The organism is Aeromonas sp. FDAARGOS 1417 (assembly GCF_019046985.1).
GTDB lineage: Bacteria > Pseudomonadota > Gammaproteobacteria > Enterobacterales > Aeromonadaceae > Aeromonas > Aeromonas veronii.
The window spans coordinates 3,900,057-3,915,732 of the sequence record NZ_CP077221.1; the positions used below are offsets into that span (position 1 = coordinate 3,900,057).

A 15,676-nucleotide genomic window follows, 5' to 3' on the forward strand; every position below is an offset into this window, starting at 1 on the left:
AGGATCAGGCCTGTTGCTGATCCGCCAGCCAGTTGGCGATCATGACAAACTGCTCAAGGGAGAGATTCTCCGGGCGCAGGTTGCCATCGATACCAAGCTCGGTCAGCTGGGCGTCGGTGATGAAGTTGGAGAAGCTGTTGCGGATGGTCTTGCGACGCTGGCCAAAGCCCTCGGTACAGACGCGATTCAGACAACGAATGTCTTTTGCGACTATGGTCGGATTCTTGTGCGGGATCAGGCGAACCACGGCAGAGTCCACTTTCGGCGCCGGTTTGAAGGCGCCCGGGCCCACTTCCAGCACAGGCACTACCTGACAGTAGTACTGGGTCATCACGCTCAGCCGGCCATAAGCCTTGCTGCCCGGGCCAGCGGCCAGACGCAACACCACTTCTTTTTGCAGCATGAAGTGCATGTCCTCTACCCGATCAGCGAACTCGCACAGGTGGAAGATGAGCGGGGTGGAGATGTTGTAGGGCAGGTTGCCGAAGATGCGCAGCGGCCCCTTACCTTCACCCATCAGGGTGCCGAAGTCGAAACGCATGGCGTCCGCCTCGATGACGGTCAGCTTGTCTTTGAGTGTCGGGTGCTCGCGCAGGCGCGCTGCCAGGTCCCGGTCAAGCTCGACCACGGTCATTTTGTCCATCTGGGCGGCAACCGGCTCGGTCAGCGCGGCCAGACCCGGACCGATCTCCACCAGATTCTGACCCGGCTGCGGGTTGATGGCGGCGACGATCTGATCGATCACATACCGGTCGTGCAAGAAGTTCTGACCGAAACGCTTACGGGCCGTGTGGCCCATGTGCACCTTACTGCTCATATCTTTTTTTCTCTACCATCTTGATGGCGTGGTTAATCGCGGTGACAAGGCTGCCCGGATCGGCCAGGCCCTTGCCTGCCAGATCCAGCGCGGTGCCGTGATCCACCGAAGTGCGGATGAAGGGAAGCCCCAGGGTGATATTGACCGAACTGCCGAAGCCCTTGTATTTGAGCACAGGCAGCCCCTGGTCGTGGTACATGGCGAGTACCGCATCCGCATCCTTGAGGTATTTCTCCTGGAACAGGGTGTCGGCCGGCAACGGGCCGACCAGATCGATCCCTTCCTGGCGCAGCGTGGCCAGAGCGGGTTCGATCACGTCAATCTCTTCACGTCCGAGATGGCCACCTTCCCCGGCGTGGGGGTTGAGGCCGCAGACGTAAATACGGGGTTTGGCGATGCCAAACTTGGTTGCGAGATCCTCGTTGAGGATCCGGATCACCTTGCCGAGGCGATCCTCGGTGATGGCCATCGCTACATAGGCCAGCGGAATATGGGTTGTCGCCAGTGCGACCCGCAGCCCCTCGGTTGCCAGCATCATCACCACATCTGCGGTGTTGGATTGCTGGGCAAAGAACTCGGTGTGGCCGCTGAACGAGACCCCGGCCTGGTTGATGATCCCCTTGTGCACCGGCCCGGTCACCACGGCGGCAAATTCGCCGCTCATGTTGCCATCACAGGCGCGCTGCAGGGTTGCCAGCACATAGGCGCCATTGCCTTCGTTCAGCTCGCCCGGCACCACGGGGGCGCCGAGGGGGACCGGACAGACGGTCAGGGTGCCCGCCCGCTGGGGGTGGGCAGGGGCGGTTGCGTCATAGGGCTCAAGCTCGATGCTGAGCCCCAGCAGGGCTGCCCGCTCGCACAGCAGCGCCGGATCGGCGATCACCACCAACTGGTGGTGCCAATCCTGCTGGGCAATCTGCAGCACCAGATCCGGGCCGATCCCGGCCGGTTCGCCCGGGGTAACGGCAAGGCGACGGCAGCTCATCAGCTACCGGCTCCTTCGATCTGGATGTATGCCTCGTCACGCAGCTCATCCAGCCACGCCTGGGACTCTTCCACGAAGCGACGATTGTAGATCAGCTGGTAGGCGCGCTGCTCCTGAGCCTTGTCGGTCGCATCCTGGCTGCGGCGATCTTCCACCTGCACGATGTGCCAGCCGTGGCTGGTACGGAACGGGGCACTGATCTGGCCCGGTTGCAGACGGTTGACCATGTCGCGGAACTCGGGGACATAGACGTTGGGATCAGACCAGCCCAGTTCGCCACCCTGCACCGCAGAGCCCGGATCTTCGGAGTACTTCTCCGCCATGCTGGCGAAGCTTGCCTTGCCGCTCTTGATGTCGTGCAGAATGCCATCCAGCATCCCCTTGGCTTTCTCTTCGCTCAGGATGATGGAGGGCTTGATCAGGATATGACGGGCCTTCACCTCGGTCTGCATCACTTGCTGCTGACCCTTGGTGTCGAACACCTTGACGATGTGCAGGCCGGCACCGGAGCGCAGCGGGCCGACGATGTCGCCCTTCTTGGCACCCTGTACCGCTTCCGCCATCAGGGTCGGCATCTCTTGCGGGCTCATCCAGCCCCAGTCGCCCCCTTCCAGCGCCTTGGGACCGTTACTCTCGGCAATGGCCAGTTTGCGGAAGTCGGCACCTTGCTTGAGGGCGGCCAGAATGCGCTCGATCTTGCTCTTGGCGGCATCCAGCTGGGCGGCTGTGGGGTTGTCCGGCAGGGCAATCTGGATATGGCCGACGTGGTATTCGTTCTGCTGTTGACCCTGTTTCTTCAGGATCTCCACCACCTGCTTCACCTCCTGCTCGGAGATGTTGATACGGCGGCGCACCTGGTTGCGGCGCACCTCGTTCATCAGGATCTCGCGGCGCACCTCTTCCCGATACTGGGCATAGGTCATCCCTTCACGGGCGAGCTGGGCCCGCAGCTGATCCAGGGTCATCTTGTTGTCGGCAGCGATGCCCTGAATAGCCTGTTCCAGCTGGGTGTCGCTGATCTTCAGCCCCTGGCGCTCCGCCAGTTGCAACTGCAGGCTCTCCTGGATCAGCCGATCCAGCGCCTGTTTGCGCAGGGTGGCATCGTCAGGCAGGGACTGGCCGCTCTCTTGGGCGGAGAGTTTTACCTTGTTGACCAGTGCGTCCTGTTGGCTGGACAGCACCACGTCCTTGTTGACCACGGCCAGAACCTTGTCCATCAGCTCGGGCGCAGCCAGTGCGGCCTGGCTCATGGCACCGAACATTCCCGCGGTCAGCAGGGCAATCAGGGTCTTTTTCATATCCATCTCTCAAGGCTGGGCCAGCATCATTGCTGGCCTTTCAGATTAAACGGGCGAACATAGGGCAACAGCTCGGTATCCAGGGTGACGCTGCGGCCACCGGTACCCACGCTGCCAAGTCCCTTCATTTCAAACTGCAGACCAATGACTTTTTCCGAAGTGGGCTTCAGGGTGACGTTGTCCGGCTGATTGTGCCACTCCAGGCTCATGTTGATGCTCCAGCAGCAGGAGTCGTATTTGACACCGATCTTGCGGTCAATGTTCACATCCTGCTTGATGTCACGGTAGTAACCGCCATACATCTGCCACTGATCGGCGATCGGCGCCATCATCACCAGACCCGCCTGGCTCAGATCTTCTGCCAGTGCCGTGTTGGTCGGATAGCGATAGTCCAGGTTGCCATCCTTGATGTAGCGGTAGTTGACCTGAGTGGTCAGCTTGCCGGTCCGGTACTCGACTGCACCGTTGCCAGCCGTAAATTCACCCTCGGAGGTATCGTACTGGGTTCCTGCGTGGGCAAACCACTCATCGGTGATCCGTGCATCCCCCTCAAACGAGAGCAGGGAGCGGGCGTTGGTGCTTTCCGGATTTGAAGGGTAGAGGCGCACCTTGGGTGGTGTCATTTCGAAGGCCTGGGCCACCGCCAGACGCAACCGTTCATCACCCACATTGTCATAGACCCGGCTGGTCAGGCCAACGGTGACCCGGTTGGCATCGCTAATGCGGTCGAGACCGGCAAAGCGGCGATCACTGAACAGGCTGTAGTAGTCCTGACGGGTGGTGGTGGAGTCGTAGATCCCGATCTCGTCCTGATTTTTGTAAGGGATATAGAGGTACTGGAACTCGGGCTCCAGGGTCTGGGTGCCCTTGCCATCATACCAGTCGAGCGGCCGATCGAAGTTGACGCCCCCCTTGAGGCGGAAGGAGGGCAGAGTACGGGTAATGGTGCCCTCTTTCAGGGTCAGCTGTTTGCTGTCTGCATCGGTGAAGCGGCTGCGGTCCTGGCTAACCAGATTATCGGGTACCTCCTGGTTGTAGGAGGTAAACATCAGCTTGTACTGACTGGTCAGGTAGTAACCCGGTGCATCCACCAGGGGCACGGTCAGGGTTGGCGCCAGATGCAGGCGGGTGGCGGTATAGCGCTCACCTGCTTGCAGAGTGGCGGCACTGCCACTGTCATAGCCAAACTTGGTCAGTTCACTGTTCCAGGCCAGATCGAACCACTTGCCTTGCTGATAGTAGTTGTAGTCGATACGCGGCAGCATCTCGTGGGGCAGCAGCGCATATGGGCTCAGGATCTGGTAGCGGCGCACCTCGGAGGTGAGGTTCCAGTTAGGCTGGTAATAGCCGGCGGTAAAGGATTGCTGCAACTGGCTGTCGACCTGAGTGCCCACTTGCGGGCTGAAGTCGTTGAAATAGTTGTAGTCCTTGTCGCGCACCTGGGTGTAGTCGATACCAAAACGCAGGCTGCCATCCATCAGGGCGGAACCGTGGCGGACGTTCATCAGGTAGCGATGTCCATCGGACAGGCCAGCCAGACTCGGATTGCTCGGGCTGTACTGCTTGTCATCCGCCAGATTTTCAAAATAGAGGGTGCCGGTGTGGGCGGGGTCCGGCATGTAGCGGAACTCCACCTGCTCCATCAGGCCGCGTTTGTCCATAAAACGGGAGGTGATGGTGGCATCATAGTTGGGGGCAATGTTCCAGTAGAAGGGCTGGGTGATATCCATGCCGTTGCTGGAGCTTTGCTTGTAACCCGGGTAGAGCAGACCGGTCTTCCGCTCATCCTTGATGGGGAAGTTGATATAAGGGAAGTAGAACACCGGGTAGTCATAGAGCCAGAGGCTGGCGTTCCAGGCTTCGCCGAACACCTCTTTCTGGTCGATGTCGATGCTGCCCGCCTTGAGGGTCCACACTTCCTGACCGGGGGGGCAGGTGGTGTACTGGGCCCCCTCCATGGTGATGTTCTGGTTGTTGTTGGTCATCACCACGCGCTTGGCAAAGCCGCGCACCGGTGAGCCATGCACCTGATACTTGCCCTCTTCCAGCTCGGAGTTCTTGGTATCCAGATTGGATTTGAGGGTCTTGTCGCTGGTGACGGTCACCTGACCGTCATTGTAATAGATGTTGCCGATGGCGATGACATCCCGGCTCTTCTGGTCGAGCTGGGCATAGTCAGAGTCAAACTTGCGAACACCCTGACGAACCTTGACGTCACCTTCATAGACGGCGGTGCCGCCCTGTTTGGCCTCGAGACGGTCAGCATCAACCTCGACCGGCTGTGCGTTGGCATCCTGATCCGATGCAGGCTTCTCTATCTTGGGAACATAGTCATAGCAGAGACTATCTAGAATGCCGGTGGCTGGCGGCGCTTCGAACGGGGCCGCCTGCACCATCATAGGGGTGAGTGCGGGGGCCAGGCTGATAGTCAGGGCGATGGGATAGCGGTACCCCAGTGTCCATTTTGTCATGTGAAAGACTCGTGCAATCCGTGATAGATACGGTTGATCCAAGGCATGCATTTTACGACAGGTTTCATCGAGTTGACATTGCATGTCATTGCTTTATGTTAGCCGGCAATGATAAAGCATTATTGCGGCCAGGGCTAACAGCCAAGTGCTGCTTTCCACCTTGGTCCTCTACTTATGCACGATCGCGATTCCCTGCTATTGCAGTGGGCACGCCGTATTTCCGGTGATGCCAATCTTCAGTTGACCCTCATTTCCGGTGATGCCAGCTTCCGCCGCTACTCTCGTGGTGGTGGTCTGGTGTGGGTGGATGCCAATCCGAAAACCGAAAAAAATCATGAATTTGTTCGTAACGCGGCCGCCTTGCAGGCGCGTCAGCTGTTGGCGCCAGAGGTGAAGGCGGTGGACTACGAACAGGGGCTGCTGGCGGTCAGTGATCTGGGCGATACCCAGCTGATCAGCTGCTTGAACGAACACAATGTGCTGGCCTGGTATGGCAAGGCGATTGATTTGCTGCCCCGCCTGGGGGCGGTTGAACTGGCGCTTGAACCCTTCGATGCCGCTTTTATGGCGCGGGAGAACAGCATTTTCCCCGAGTGGCTGCTGGGCCAGCATCTGCAGCTGACCCTGAGCCATGAAGAGCAGCAACTGCTGGACGAGACCTTCGCCTGCCTCACTGCCTGCAATCTGGCCCAGCCGCAGGGGGTGATGCATAGAGATTTCCACAGTCGCAACCTGATGGTGTGTGGCGGAGACACTCCTGATAGCAGCGAACTCGCTATCATCGATTTTCAGGATATGGTCATCGGCCCGCTCACCTATGATCTGGTTTCCCTGCTGAAAGATTGCTACGTACGCTGGCCGGACGCGGTGATCGAGCAGGGGATGCAACACGGTTTTGCCACTCTGCAGCAGGCGGGACTGCTTGGCGAGCGCGACTACGCCAGTTTCCGCCGCGATGCCGACCTGACCGGTATGCAGCGCCACCTCAAAGCGGCGGGACTCTTCACCCGGCTCTATCATCGCGACGGCAAGTCCGGCTATCTCAAGGATATTCCCCGTACCCTCGGCTATGTGGTGGATGTCTGTCGCACTCATGGTCGTGCCTATCCGGTACTGGCCCGTTTTGGTCAGTGGCTGGAGCAGGTGGTGTTGCCGGGGATCGCCAACGCTGGGGTTAAACCATGAAGGCGATGATCCTGGCCGCTGGCCGTGGCGAGCGGATGCGCCCGCTGACCGACCTGCTGCCCAAGCCGCTGCTGGCGGTGGGGGGCAAGCCGCTTATCGTCCACCATATCGAAAAGTTGAAGTCAGCTGGCGTGACCGAGCTGGTGATCAACCACGCCTGGCTCGGCCACAAGCTGGTCGAGAGCCTTGGTGATGGCAGTGCGCTGGGCGTGACCATCCACTGGTCAGCCGAGGAGAGCGCACTGGAGACCGCGGGCGGCATTGTGCAGGCGCTGCCGCTACTGGGCTCTGAACCCTTTTTGGTGATCAACGGCGATACCTGGCTCGATCTCGATTATCACACCTTGGTCAGCCAGCCCCTTGGTAATGATCTGGCCCACCTCTGGCTGGTGCCCAATCCGCCCCAGCACCCGAGCGGGGACTTTGCCCTACAAGGGGGGCGAGTCATGGATACGCCAGCGTTTACCTTCAGCGGGGTCGGACTATATGATCCGGCGGCCTTTGCCGGTCTCGCGGGCGGTGCCCGCAAGCTGGCGCCCCTGCTCCGTGACTGGATGGCTCAAGGGCGGGTGGGCGGCAGCCTGCTCGCTGGCGAGTGGCGCGATATCGGCACGGTCGATCGACTGCGCGAGCTGGATGACCAGCTCCAGACCCGCACTCATTAACTTCAAGAGGTCTTGAACCATGCGTATTTGGGGTAAGGTGCTGGGCGCCTTCTTCGGTTTTCTGCTCGGCAATATCATCGGAGCCCTGATTGGCCTCTGGATCGGCCACCGTTTCGACCGTGGCATGGGGTTGCAGGGGGCGTTTCGTCGCGGCCCGAGTCAGGAGCAGCAAGCCGTCTTCTTCCATGCCACCTTCTCGGTGATGGGTCACATCGCCAAGTCAAGCGGTCAGGTGACCGAACAGGAGATCCGGGTTGCCTCCAACCTGATGGATCGGATGCGGCTGGCGGGCGAACAGCGTGCCCGGGCGCAGGAGTCGTTTCGTCTCGGTAAGGAGGCCGACTTCCCGCTGCGCGAGACCCTGGCCGAGTTCCGCCGTGCCAGTCTGGGGCAGCGCGATATCCTGCGCTTCTTCCTCGAGGTGCAGTTGCAGGCGGCCTTTGCCGACGGGCGGGTGGAGGAGGGCGAACGCGCCATTCTGCACACCATTGCCGACGAGCTGGGCTTCAGCCGCATCGAGCTGGCCCGCATTCTGGCGATGGCCGAAGCGCAGATGAACTTCTTCAATCAGGCCCATGGCCAGTATCAGGGGGGCCATTCCGGTAGTCAGCAGTATCGGCAGGCGGCACCCTCTGCGGATCGCCTCAAGAATGCCTACCAGTTGCTGGGGGTGAGCGAGAGCGACAGCGATCAGGATATCAAGCGCGCCTACCGCAAGGAGATGAGCAAGCATCACCCGGACAAGCTGGCTGCCAAGGGGTTGCCGCCGGAGATGATGGAGATGGCCAAGGAGAAGACCCAGGAGATCCAGCAAGCCTGGGAGTGGATCCGCGAGGCGCGCGGCATCCGGTAAGTGCCAACGTCAGGTTGGAACAGACAATAAAAAGCCCCGCAGCAGTGCGGGGCTTTGTTTTACTGTGTGGCGTAGGCCGGGTTATTTGGCCGGAATCGCTTCCAGCACGTGCACCAGCAGTTGCCAGAAACGTTCGACCGCCGGGATATGTACCTTCTCGTCAGGGGAGTGGGCACCGCGGATGGTCGGGCCGAAGGAGACCATGTCCCACTCCGGATAGGCGCTCTTGAACAGACCGCACTCGAGACCGGCGTGGATCACCATGACGTTGGGCATGGTGCCGAACAGGGTCTGGTAGCTATTGCGTACCAGCGCCATGACGGGGGAGTCGACGTTCGGCGCCCAACCCGGATAGGCACCGGTGAATTCGCAGCTGGCACCTGCCAAGGTGAACAGGGAGCGGGTCATCTGCTCGATGCTCTCGCGGCCGGAGTCAATCAGGGAGCGGATCAGGCACTGGACGTACACTTCGCCATCCTGAGTCTTGATGACCCCCAGGTTAGTAGAGGTTTCGGTCACGCCGGGCATGGCATCGCTCATGCGCATCACGCCGTTCGGGCAGGCCATCAGGGCATCCAGCAGGCGCTGCTGCAGGGAGACGCTCATCAGCTTGGCCGGTTTGGCGGCGTTGTTGACCAGCACGGTCAGGTTCGGCTCGGTGGCGGCCAGTTCTGTCTGGTAGATCCCGGTGTAGCGGTCAACCAGTGCCTTGAACTCGTTTACGCTGACAGCAGGTACCAGCAGGGTGGCACGGGCTTCGCGCGGGATGGCGTTGCGCAGCGTGCCGCCGTGGATCTCGGCCAGACGAACACTCAGCGGCTCTGCTGCTTTGAGCAGGCGAACCAGCAGCTTGTTGGCGTTGCCACGGCCGCGATGGATATCGCAACCTGAGTGACCGCCGCGCAGCCCTTTTACGGCCAGTTCGAACGCTTCGCCTTCGCTGGCGTCAACCAGTTCGAGCTGGAAGCGGATATTGGCATCCACACCGCCAGCGCAGCCCATATAGACTTCGCCATCCTCTTCGGAGTCGGTGTTGAGCAAAATTTCGCCCTCCAGCCAGCCCGCTTCCAGACCGAAAGCGCCGGTCATGCCGGTCTCTTCGTCTGTGGTCAGCAGCACTTCCAGCGGACCGTGCTTGATGGTCTTGTCAGCCAGCACAGCCAGGCAACCGGCCATACCGATGCCGTTGTCGGCACCCAGGGTGGTGCCACGGGCAGTGACCCACTCGCCATCTACATAGGCATCGATGGGATCGGTCGCGAAGTCGTGTTTGGTGTCTGCGTTAGCCTGCGGCACCATGTCGATGTGGGCCTGCAGTACCACGGCTTTGCGGTTTTCCATCCCCGGGGTGGCCGGTTTCTTGATGATAATGTTGCCGACCTTGTCCTGCTTGACCGCCAGACCTTCCCCTTGAGCCCATTGGATGATCCAGGCGCTCAGTTTGGCTTCATGTTTGGAAGGGTGGGGAATGGAGCAGATCTGTTCGAAGAAATGCCAAATCAGTTTGGGAGAGAGAGAGCTAAGCTGTGCCACGTCGGGACTCCTTACCAGCACGGAATTAACAGGGCCCCATCAGCGGGCCGGGGAAGAGGATAACGATAATACAGTCAATCACACAAAAATGTGAGCAATCAGCGCAAATCGCAGGCAGCTTGTGCTGGCTGATGGCAACCAGGCAGTACGATCGTCAGGTTCGGACGACGCTGACCGATAGAAAAGAAAATGTGTGACCGATCTCACAAAAATATTGAATTTAACGCACCGACTGGTAAATTAGCTCCCGTGGTTCGCCACCCGTCAGGATGACGATGAAAGCCTCCAGGGAACCGAAGCAAAGCAAGTGCGCCTCCATGGAACCGAGTGTTCGTTCAAGGATTTGAGCCCGCATTAAAGGTACGTAACTTGTTAAGCAATCAGGAGTTTCAATATGCCAGGCAGCAACTCAACCTATTGGTTTGCCCCCTCTTTGTATACCCAGGGTTTCAGCTACCCTAACCCCTTCGTCACTCGTCGCTAAGACGAGCTGCCCAACCAGGCAGAGGCGAGAAAGCAGCAGGTGCGTGAGGTAAATCCTCCCCCTGCTATTTTTTTATCTGCGATTTGCCGCACAGCCCATTAGGACTCGGCAGCAGGGACGGCAGGTTAGTCGTTTGGCGCTCTAGATGTGCCGAATGGAGAGGGTGATGCCGATTTTTCCTGTTTTTGGCATACGTTTGCCAGGCATTTTCTCTGCAAACGGTGCTATCATATCGGCCCAACAGCCTGTCCGCGGTTTGGACACATCATCTAACCGATCGCCGGATAAGCCCATCTTGCTTCCATTGTTATCAGATTTGCTGCCGAGGCTTAGCCCTGAGGCAGCCGAAGTGCAATCTGAATTCAGTCGGGCAAGGGCCGCCATTTACTGGCATCCGCAGGGATAATTGCGGATGTTTTTATTTTAAGTGATTGTTTTTAAATAACTATTCGAGATCGATAACATGCCGAAAAAGTTCTATGCTCTTTAGTATGGGATTTTTAACACATCAAAAGGCATTTAATATCAGTGGTTTACGTTGGTTTGCTGACCCGTTTGTTTCGATAGTGGCGGCAAAGTGGCGGCAGGAAAATCTGATGATCGGAAAAGGCGGCAGAGTGTTGGCTCTGCCGCCTTTTTGTTTTTCAAACCCTTTATGCCTTTGCTTCTAGCTTGTTTTTTGCTGACTGCAGCAACTGTATTGCTTCTTCCAGTTCCTTTGATGCTGCTGATATGAACTCATCCTTTTCCTCTGTTTCGCTGGCTTCATACTGAACCTTTACCAGCAACCCCATATCCTTGTACTTCTGCAGTCCCTTTGTCATCGTTACTGCCAGCGTTACAGCCATCCACTCCTGTTCTGTCAGTTCCACGCTCGTTCCCCTTAACCAGATATTTAGTTTGTTACTCTACCTCAGGCAGGTCGTCGATGGCGACTTCTAGGCTGATGTTGTTGGTGTAGCCGCTGTTGGTCAGGCTGTGGCTGACTTTGGTCAGCACCCAGCTGGCCTCGTCGATCTGCGGTTTGAATCCCCTGACTGTGGTGGGTTGTTCCGGGTATAGCTCGGGGCGGCCTTTGGCGAGGGTGATCTCGAACTCGGCAACACCACGTTGCAGGCGTTCCCACTCGGCGCGGGCGGCGCGCATGGCGTTGGTCTGGTTGGCGTAGATGTGGCGCAGCACCTTGACGTTTTCGCTGTCGCCAATCAGCAGTTCGCGGCCTTCTTTGTCTACGGTGGTGTCACTCGGCAGCGCCTGCTCCGGCTTTGGTTTCTTCTTGCGTTTGCGCTTGATGGTCGAGCCTTCGGTGGTGGCCTTCTTCGGGTCGTGCCAGTTGGCCGATACGCCGGTGTAAGCGTCGCGGTCAGCCACGGCGAAGCGGTGCTGATCGCCGTCCTGGCGGGTGATGGTGACTGATGGGAGCGGTTTGCCGCTGGCGGTGAGCCCCTTGCCTTGGCCGATAAAGAGCAGCCGCCCCGATTTGACGGTGGTCAGGGCGCCACATTGACCGGCCAAGCGGGTGAGGAAGGCGGGATCGCTTTCGTTCTGCTGGTCGATGTGGTCAATCTGCATGCCCTTGAAGCGTTCGGCGCAGGCGGGGATCAGGCTGTGGCGCTGGGCGATGGCATCGACAATGCTGCCGACGGTCTGCTGGTGATAGCTGGTCTGGCGCAGCTTGTTGAGGTTGCCGCGCAGATCGGCCGATTTGCCCCGGATGGTGAGCTTGTCCGGGGTGCCGGTGTGCTCCACCTCGTCGATGGTGTATTCCCCCTTATCAACCAGCGGTTGGCCCTGCCAGCCGATCATGACGCGCATTCTGGCGCCACGGCGCGGCATCGCCAGTTTGCCGTCGCTGTCGTCGAGTTCGATGTCGATGGTGTCGGCTTCAAACCCGCGATTGTCGGTGATGTTGAGGCTTATCAGGCGGGGCCGGATGGTGGCGGATACGTCCGTGCCGTCGATCAGCAGCTGGTAAGCCGGGGCCGGATGATCGGCCCCGGTGATGCTGAATTGCCCCAGCTGGCTGGTCAGGGTGCTGGTGACAGCCGTCACCACGTTATCTGTCAGGCTCACAGCAGGCCCCCGATCTTGTTGCCGATGGTGCCGACGATGTTGCTGATGCCCAGCCGACTGGCGATGCCACCGATGGCGCGGCCCATCAGCTTGTTGCCCAGGGTGTTTTCGTCGTCGTCCACCCGCTTGAGGTTCATGGTGAAATCCAGCTTGCGGGCGGCGCCGTCCGAGAAGAACTCGGAGCGGGTGACGCTGGTGCGCTCGATGACGAAATAGCCCCGCATCACGCCATCCCCCTGGATCAGGGGGAAGGCTTTGCCGGTGGCGGCCATTTCATGGAGCAGGTCGAGGGTAACCGGCCCGCCCGTCAGTTCAGGGTAGAGGGTGCCGGATAGCACGGTGGTTTCATCATCCGGCCCTGTGTACTGGTAGGCCGGACGGGCGCCGACCCGAGGGTTGCCCGGGTGGCGCCATGCGCGGTCATCCTGTTGTGACTGGGGGGCGAAGGTGGAGCGCTGGAACACGAACCAGCCCAAGGTCATCATCATGGTGGTGTCTCCTTAGTTGGTGTCGCGCAGGCTGGCGCGGGTGCGGGCAGATGCCAGCCGTTCGCGGCGGTCCAGTTCGCGGCTTACCTCTTGCGCCACATCGGCGCCAGATTGCCCCGGCTGCTGCACGATGCTGATGGGGGCGTGGATCTGGGTTGTCCCGCCCCCTCTGGCAGGTGCCAGCTTGGGCGGTTGGTACATGGTCGGCCCGTAGCCGGTGGCCATGGCGGGCTGGTTATAGTTGCCCGTCAGGTAACCCGATTGCCGAACGGTGGCCGTGATGGCCGATCCCCCTTTCATCCAGTCCGGCAGAATGTCGGTGATGGATTTCACCTTGGCCTTGAGTTCTTCCCATTTTGCCGAGATACCGCCGATCAGGCCGTCGATGATGGCTTTGCCCGCGTTGAGCGCCCGGGATGGCAGGGTGGTCAGGTAGTCCCAAAATTCACTGGTGGCCGCTTTGCACTGCTCCCAGGTGGATTTGAACCACGGCCCGAGCTGGTCCCAATTCTTGTAGATGAGGTAAGCGCCGGCAGCGATGGCGGCAATCCCCGCGATAATCCAGCCGATGGGGGTGGTGAGGATGGCAAGCCCCAGTTTTACAAAGCCCATGGTTAGCCCCTTGAGCACGGTCAGCAGTGGCCCGCCCATGGTCAACATCATGCCAAACCCCATCTTGAGTGCTGCGATTGGCCCCAGCAGGCCAGCCAGCACCAGCAGCAGGCCGCCGCCCACGGCAGCGGTGACGGCGATGATGGCGGCGACCTTGGTGATGGTGGCGGTGAGCTCTGGGTTTTCACGCATCCAGACGCCAGCGGCTTGGGTCATGCTGGTCACTTGCTGGATCAGGCCGCGCAGTGGCCCGTTCTGGGTTTCCAGCAGCTGGATGTTGAGGTCTTCCCACGCCGAGGTCATGTTATCCAGATCGCCGCGAGCGTTGTCCCCCATCACGGCGGCCATCTCTTTCGCCACCCCTTTGCTCTGTTGCCGGATCATGGCGGCGTATTTGGCAAAGCCACCGGCCCCGGCTTGGCCGATCAGTTCGGCCATCCCTGATGCGGCTTCTTCACCAAAGATCTCTTTGAATGCGGCCAACTGGTCAGCGTTGCCCATCTTCTCCGTTTGCTTGGCGACCTGGGCCATGATGTCCACGATGTTGAGCATGTTGCCGCTGGCGTCTTTGGTGGTCACCCCCAGACTTTTCATCAGCTTGTCGGCTTTGCTGGTCGGCCCTGCCAGCCGGTTCAGCATGGCGCGCAGGGCGGTACCCGAGTTTGACCCCTGAATACCGATGTTCCCCAGCAAGCCAGCGGCGGCGGCCGCTTCTTCAAGGCTCATGCCTGCCTTGTTGGCGATGGGGCCCATGTATTTCATGGTTTCCGCCAACATGTTGAGGTCTACGTTTGAGGTGGTCATGGTGAGCGCCAGCGTATCGCTGACCCTGCCCATCTGGGCCGCCTCCATCTTGAAGGCGCTGAGAATGTTGGAGGCAATATCGGCCGTCTGGTCAAGCCCCACGCCGGATGCTTTGGCGAGGTCGAGCATGTCCGGCATCGCAGCCTTAATCTGTTTCGGGTTAAAGCCAGACATCGCCAAGAAGCCTTGCGCCTGCGCGGCATCCATGGCGGTAAAGCTGGTTGATGCCCCGAGATCCCGCGCTTGTTGACGCAGCATGGCCAGCTCGGCGCTGCCTTTCTGCAGGCGGGTGAGGGCCTGCACTTTTGACATCTGGGCGTCGAAGTCGAGACCGACCGAGGCGATCGAGTTGATTTTGTAGAGCCCCGCCGCACCGGTGGCCATTCCGGCGGCGCCATGTCCTGCCATTGAATTCCGCAGGTTCATCGTCTTGTCGTAGTTGGCTTTGACTTGGGCGAGGCGCTTTTGCTGTGCGCTGACCTGGGCCAGCTTGCTGCGTTGCTGTTCCAGTTGGGCGGTGGTGGAGGCCAAATCTGTCTTGAGTTGGCGCTGGTGCTGGCTGAGTTGCTTGGTGTTGATTCCTGCCTGCTGCATGGCGGTTTTCATGGCGCCGTGTCGGCTGACCATTTCCCGCTCTTTGTTGGTGAGGTCACGCACTGCCACCTTGGCCTTTTCCAGATCGCGGGTCATGGCTTTGGTCGGGTTGCTGGTCGCTGCCAGTTCGCGGGCCATGCGCTGGGCGGTTTGCTGCGCCTGAGTCAGTTCTGCCCGGGTGGCGCCGATCTGTTTGCCGAGGGTGCGATAGCCGTCAATCTGGCCGGACTGTTTTTCAAGGTCTCGCATTTTGGCCTTGGTGTCGGCGAGGTCTTTGGCGGTGATGCGGCTTTGGCCGGTGACGGCCTTGAGGGGGGCGGTGAGTTTGTCCACCGCCCCGAGCAGGATTTGTAACTTGAGGGTGCTCATGATTCGTCTGCCCCGTTGATGTGGTTGTATCGCTCAACAAGGCGTTGGTGCCAGCCCATCAGCTCGTCGAGCTCCATGGCGTCCATCTCTGACGGCGGCCAGTGGACGATGATGGCCAAGTCGGCCATCAGGTCGTCTACGCAGTGAGGTAGGCCATTTTCTTGGGTACCAAAAAAGTGGCCACCTCCTGTCCCAACTGCATCAGGTCAGCCGGATCCATGCCGCTGATGTCCACTTCGGTCAGTGCCGGACTGGTGATGCGCGGCAGCAGTTTGGAGAGGGCGTTGATATCCATCTGCAGGATGTCGGTCATGTTGAGGCCGCGCAGCTGGCCCGCCATGGGTTTGCGAACTGTCACGTCGCTGATGGTGGTTTCGCCGCGCTGGATGGGGTAATCGAGGGTGACGGTTTTCTGAGTCATGGTGTGTTCCTTATTCGGTATGTA

The 15,676-nt window shown here is 59.7% G+C and carries 14 protein-coding genes; 3 read left to right on the top strand and 11 right to left on the bottom strand.

Annotated features, from left to right (window positions below):
- Positions 1-4: 4 nt before the first annotated feature.
- From rsmA to lptD, 4 genes are read right to left on the bottom strand one after another with little or no spacing between them, the layout of a single operon-like run.
- Entirely contained in the window at positions 5-817 is an 813-nt protein-coding gene (gene rsmA, locus I6L47_RS18060) for a 16S rRNA (adenine(1518)-N(6)/adenine(1519)-N(6))-dimethyltransferase RsmA (RefSeq protein WP_005339016.1), read from the bottom strand.
- On the bottom strand, positions 807-1,802 hold the full coding sequence (gene pdxA, locus I6L47_RS18065) for a 4-hydroxythreonine-4-phosphate dehydrogenase PdxA (RefSeq protein WP_216948017.1): 996 nt from the start codon (positions 1,800-1,802) through the stop codon (positions 807-809). Before pdxA ends, rsmA begins: the two co-directional genes overlap by 11 nt.
- Positions 1,802-3,100 (bottom strand): peptidylprolyl isomerase SurA, encoded by a 1,299-nt coding sequence (gene surA, locus I6L47_RS18070; RefSeq protein WP_005349338.1) that lies wholly within the window; start codon positions 3,098-3,100, stop codon positions 1,802-1,804. The genes pdxA and surA overlap by 1 nt, the downstream gene beginning before the upstream one ends.
- Positions 3,101-3,126: 26 nt before the next feature.
- Positions 3,127-5,571, bottom strand: a complete 2,445-nt coding sequence (gene lptD, locus I6L47_RS18075; protein WP_088870070.1) for an LPS assembly protein LptD — start codon at positions 5,569-5,571, stop codon at positions 3,127-3,129.
- 174 nt (positions 5,572-5,745) lie between these two features.
- Here lptD and I6L47_RS18080 point away from each other — a divergent pair, with 174 nt between their 5' ends.
- From I6L47_RS18080 to djlA, 3 genes are read left to right on the top strand one after another with little or no spacing between them, the layout of a single operon-like run.
- Positions 5,746-6,756: an aminoglycoside phosphotransferase family protein gene (locus tag I6L47_RS18080; protein WP_216948018.1), complete on the top strand. Its 1,011-nt coding sequence runs from the start codon at positions 5,746-5,748 to the stop codon at positions 6,754-6,756.
- Positions 6,753-7,421 carry an N-acetylmuramate alpha-1-phosphate uridylyltransferase MurU gene (gene murU, locus I6L47_RS18085; RefSeq protein WP_216948019.1) on the top strand — a complete coding sequence of 223 codons (669 nt, stop codon included), beginning with the start codon at positions 6,753-6,755 and terminating at the stop codon, positions 7,419-7,421. Before I6L47_RS18080 ends, murU begins: the two co-directional genes overlap by 4 nt.
- Before the next feature lie 19 nt (positions 7,422-7,440).
- Positions 7,441-8,274 (top strand): co-chaperone DjlA, encoded by an 834-nt coding sequence (gene djlA / locus I6L47_RS18090; RefSeq protein ID WP_019444903.1) that lies wholly within the window; start codon positions 7,441-7,443, stop codon positions 8,272-8,274.
- Positions 8,275-8,355: 81 nt separating this feature from the next.
- Here the strand turns inward: djlA and I6L47_RS18095 are convergent, their stop codons facing one another.
- From I6L47_RS18095 to I6L47_RS18125, 7 genes are all read right to left on the bottom strand, one after another.
- Entirely contained in the window at positions 8,356-9,807 is a 1,452-nt protein-coding gene (locus tag I6L47_RS18095) for an aminoacyl-histidine dipeptidase (RefSeq protein WP_216948020.1), read from the bottom strand.
- 1,137 nt (positions 9,808-10,944) lie between these two features.
- Positions 10,945-11,163, bottom strand: coding sequence for a hypothetical protein (locus I6L47_RS18100; RefSeq protein WP_216948021.1), 219 nt, complete (start codon positions 11,161-11,163; stop codon positions 10,945-10,947).
- 31 nt (positions 11,164-11,194) lie between these two features.
- On the bottom strand, positions 11,195-12,364 hold the full coding sequence (locus I6L47_RS18105) for a phage late control D family protein (protein ID WP_216948022.1): 1,170 nt from the start codon (positions 12,362-12,364) through the stop codon (positions 11,195-11,197).
- Complete coding sequence (locus I6L47_RS18110) at positions 12,361-12,852, bottom strand: phage tail protein (RefSeq protein ID WP_139461254.1); 492 nt, start codon at positions 12,850-12,852, stop codon at positions 12,361-12,363. Before I6L47_RS18110 ends, I6L47_RS18105 begins: the two co-directional genes overlap by 4 nt.
- A gap of 12 nt (positions 12,853-12,864) precedes the next feature.
- Entirely contained in the window at positions 12,865-15,231 is a 2,367-nt protein-coding gene (locus tag I6L47_RS18115; protein ID WP_216948023.1) for a phage tail tape measure protein, read from the bottom strand.
- Positions 15,228-15,359 carry a GpE family phage tail protein gene (locus I6L47_RS18120; protein WP_216948024.1) on the bottom strand — a complete coding sequence of 44 codons (132 nt, stop codon included), beginning with the start codon at positions 15,357-15,359 and terminating at the stop codon, positions 15,228-15,230. Before I6L47_RS18120 ends, I6L47_RS18115 begins: the two co-directional genes overlap by 4 nt.
- Before the next feature lie 8 nt (positions 15,360-15,367).
- The gene (locus tag I6L47_RS18125) at positions 15,368-15,652 is read right to left on the bottom strand and encodes a phage tail assembly protein (protein ID WP_216948025.1); all 285 of its coding nucleotides are present in this window, start codon (positions 15,650-15,652) and stop codon (positions 15,368-15,370) included.
- Between the last annotated feature and the right edge of the window lie 24 nt (positions 15,653-15,676).

Bases quoted from the DNA above. Each gene is read 5' to 3' on its own strand.
- lptD (WP_088870070.1), bottom strand. From the start codon at position 5,571: ATGACAAAATGGACACTGGGGTACCGCTATCCCATCGCCCTGACTATC.
- murU (WP_216948019.1), top strand. From the start codon at position 6,753: ATGAAGGCGATGATCCTGGCCGCTGGCCGTGGCGAGCGGATGCGCCCG.
- I6L47_RS18125 (WP_216948025.1), bottom strand. From the start codon at position 15,652: ATGACTCAGAAAACCGTCACCCTCGATTACCCCATCCAGCGCGGCGAA.
- rsmA (WP_005339016.1), bottom strand. From the start codon at position 817: ATGAGCAGTAAGGTGCACATGGGCCACACGGCCCGTAAGCGTTTCGGT.
- I6L47_RS18110 (WP_139461254.1), bottom strand. From the start codon at position 12,852: ATGATGATGACCTTGGGCTGGTTCGTGTTCCAGCGCTCCACCTTCGCC.
- pdxA (WP_216948017.1), bottom strand. From the start codon at position 1,802: ATGAGCTGCCGTCGCCTTGCCGTTACCCCGGGCGAACCGGCCGGGATC.
- I6L47_RS18115 (WP_216948023.1), bottom strand. From the start codon at position 15,231: ATGAGCACCCTCAAGTTACAAATCCTGCTCGGGGCGGTGGACAAACTC.
- surA (WP_005349338.1), bottom strand. From the start codon at position 3,100: ATGAAAAAGACCCTGATTGCCCTGCTGACCGCGGGAATGTTCGGTGCC.
- I6L47_RS18120 (WP_216948024.1), bottom strand. From the start codon at position 15,359: ATGGCCGACTTGGCCATCATCGTCCACTGGCCGCCGTCAGAGATGGAC.
- I6L47_RS18080 (WP_216948018.1), top strand. From the start codon at position 5,746: ATGCACGATCGCGATTCCCTGCTATTGCAGTGGGCACGCCGTATTTCC.
- djlA (WP_019444903.1), top strand. From the start codon at position 7,441: ATGCGTATTTGGGGTAAGGTGCTGGGCGCCTTCTTCGGTTTTCTGCTC.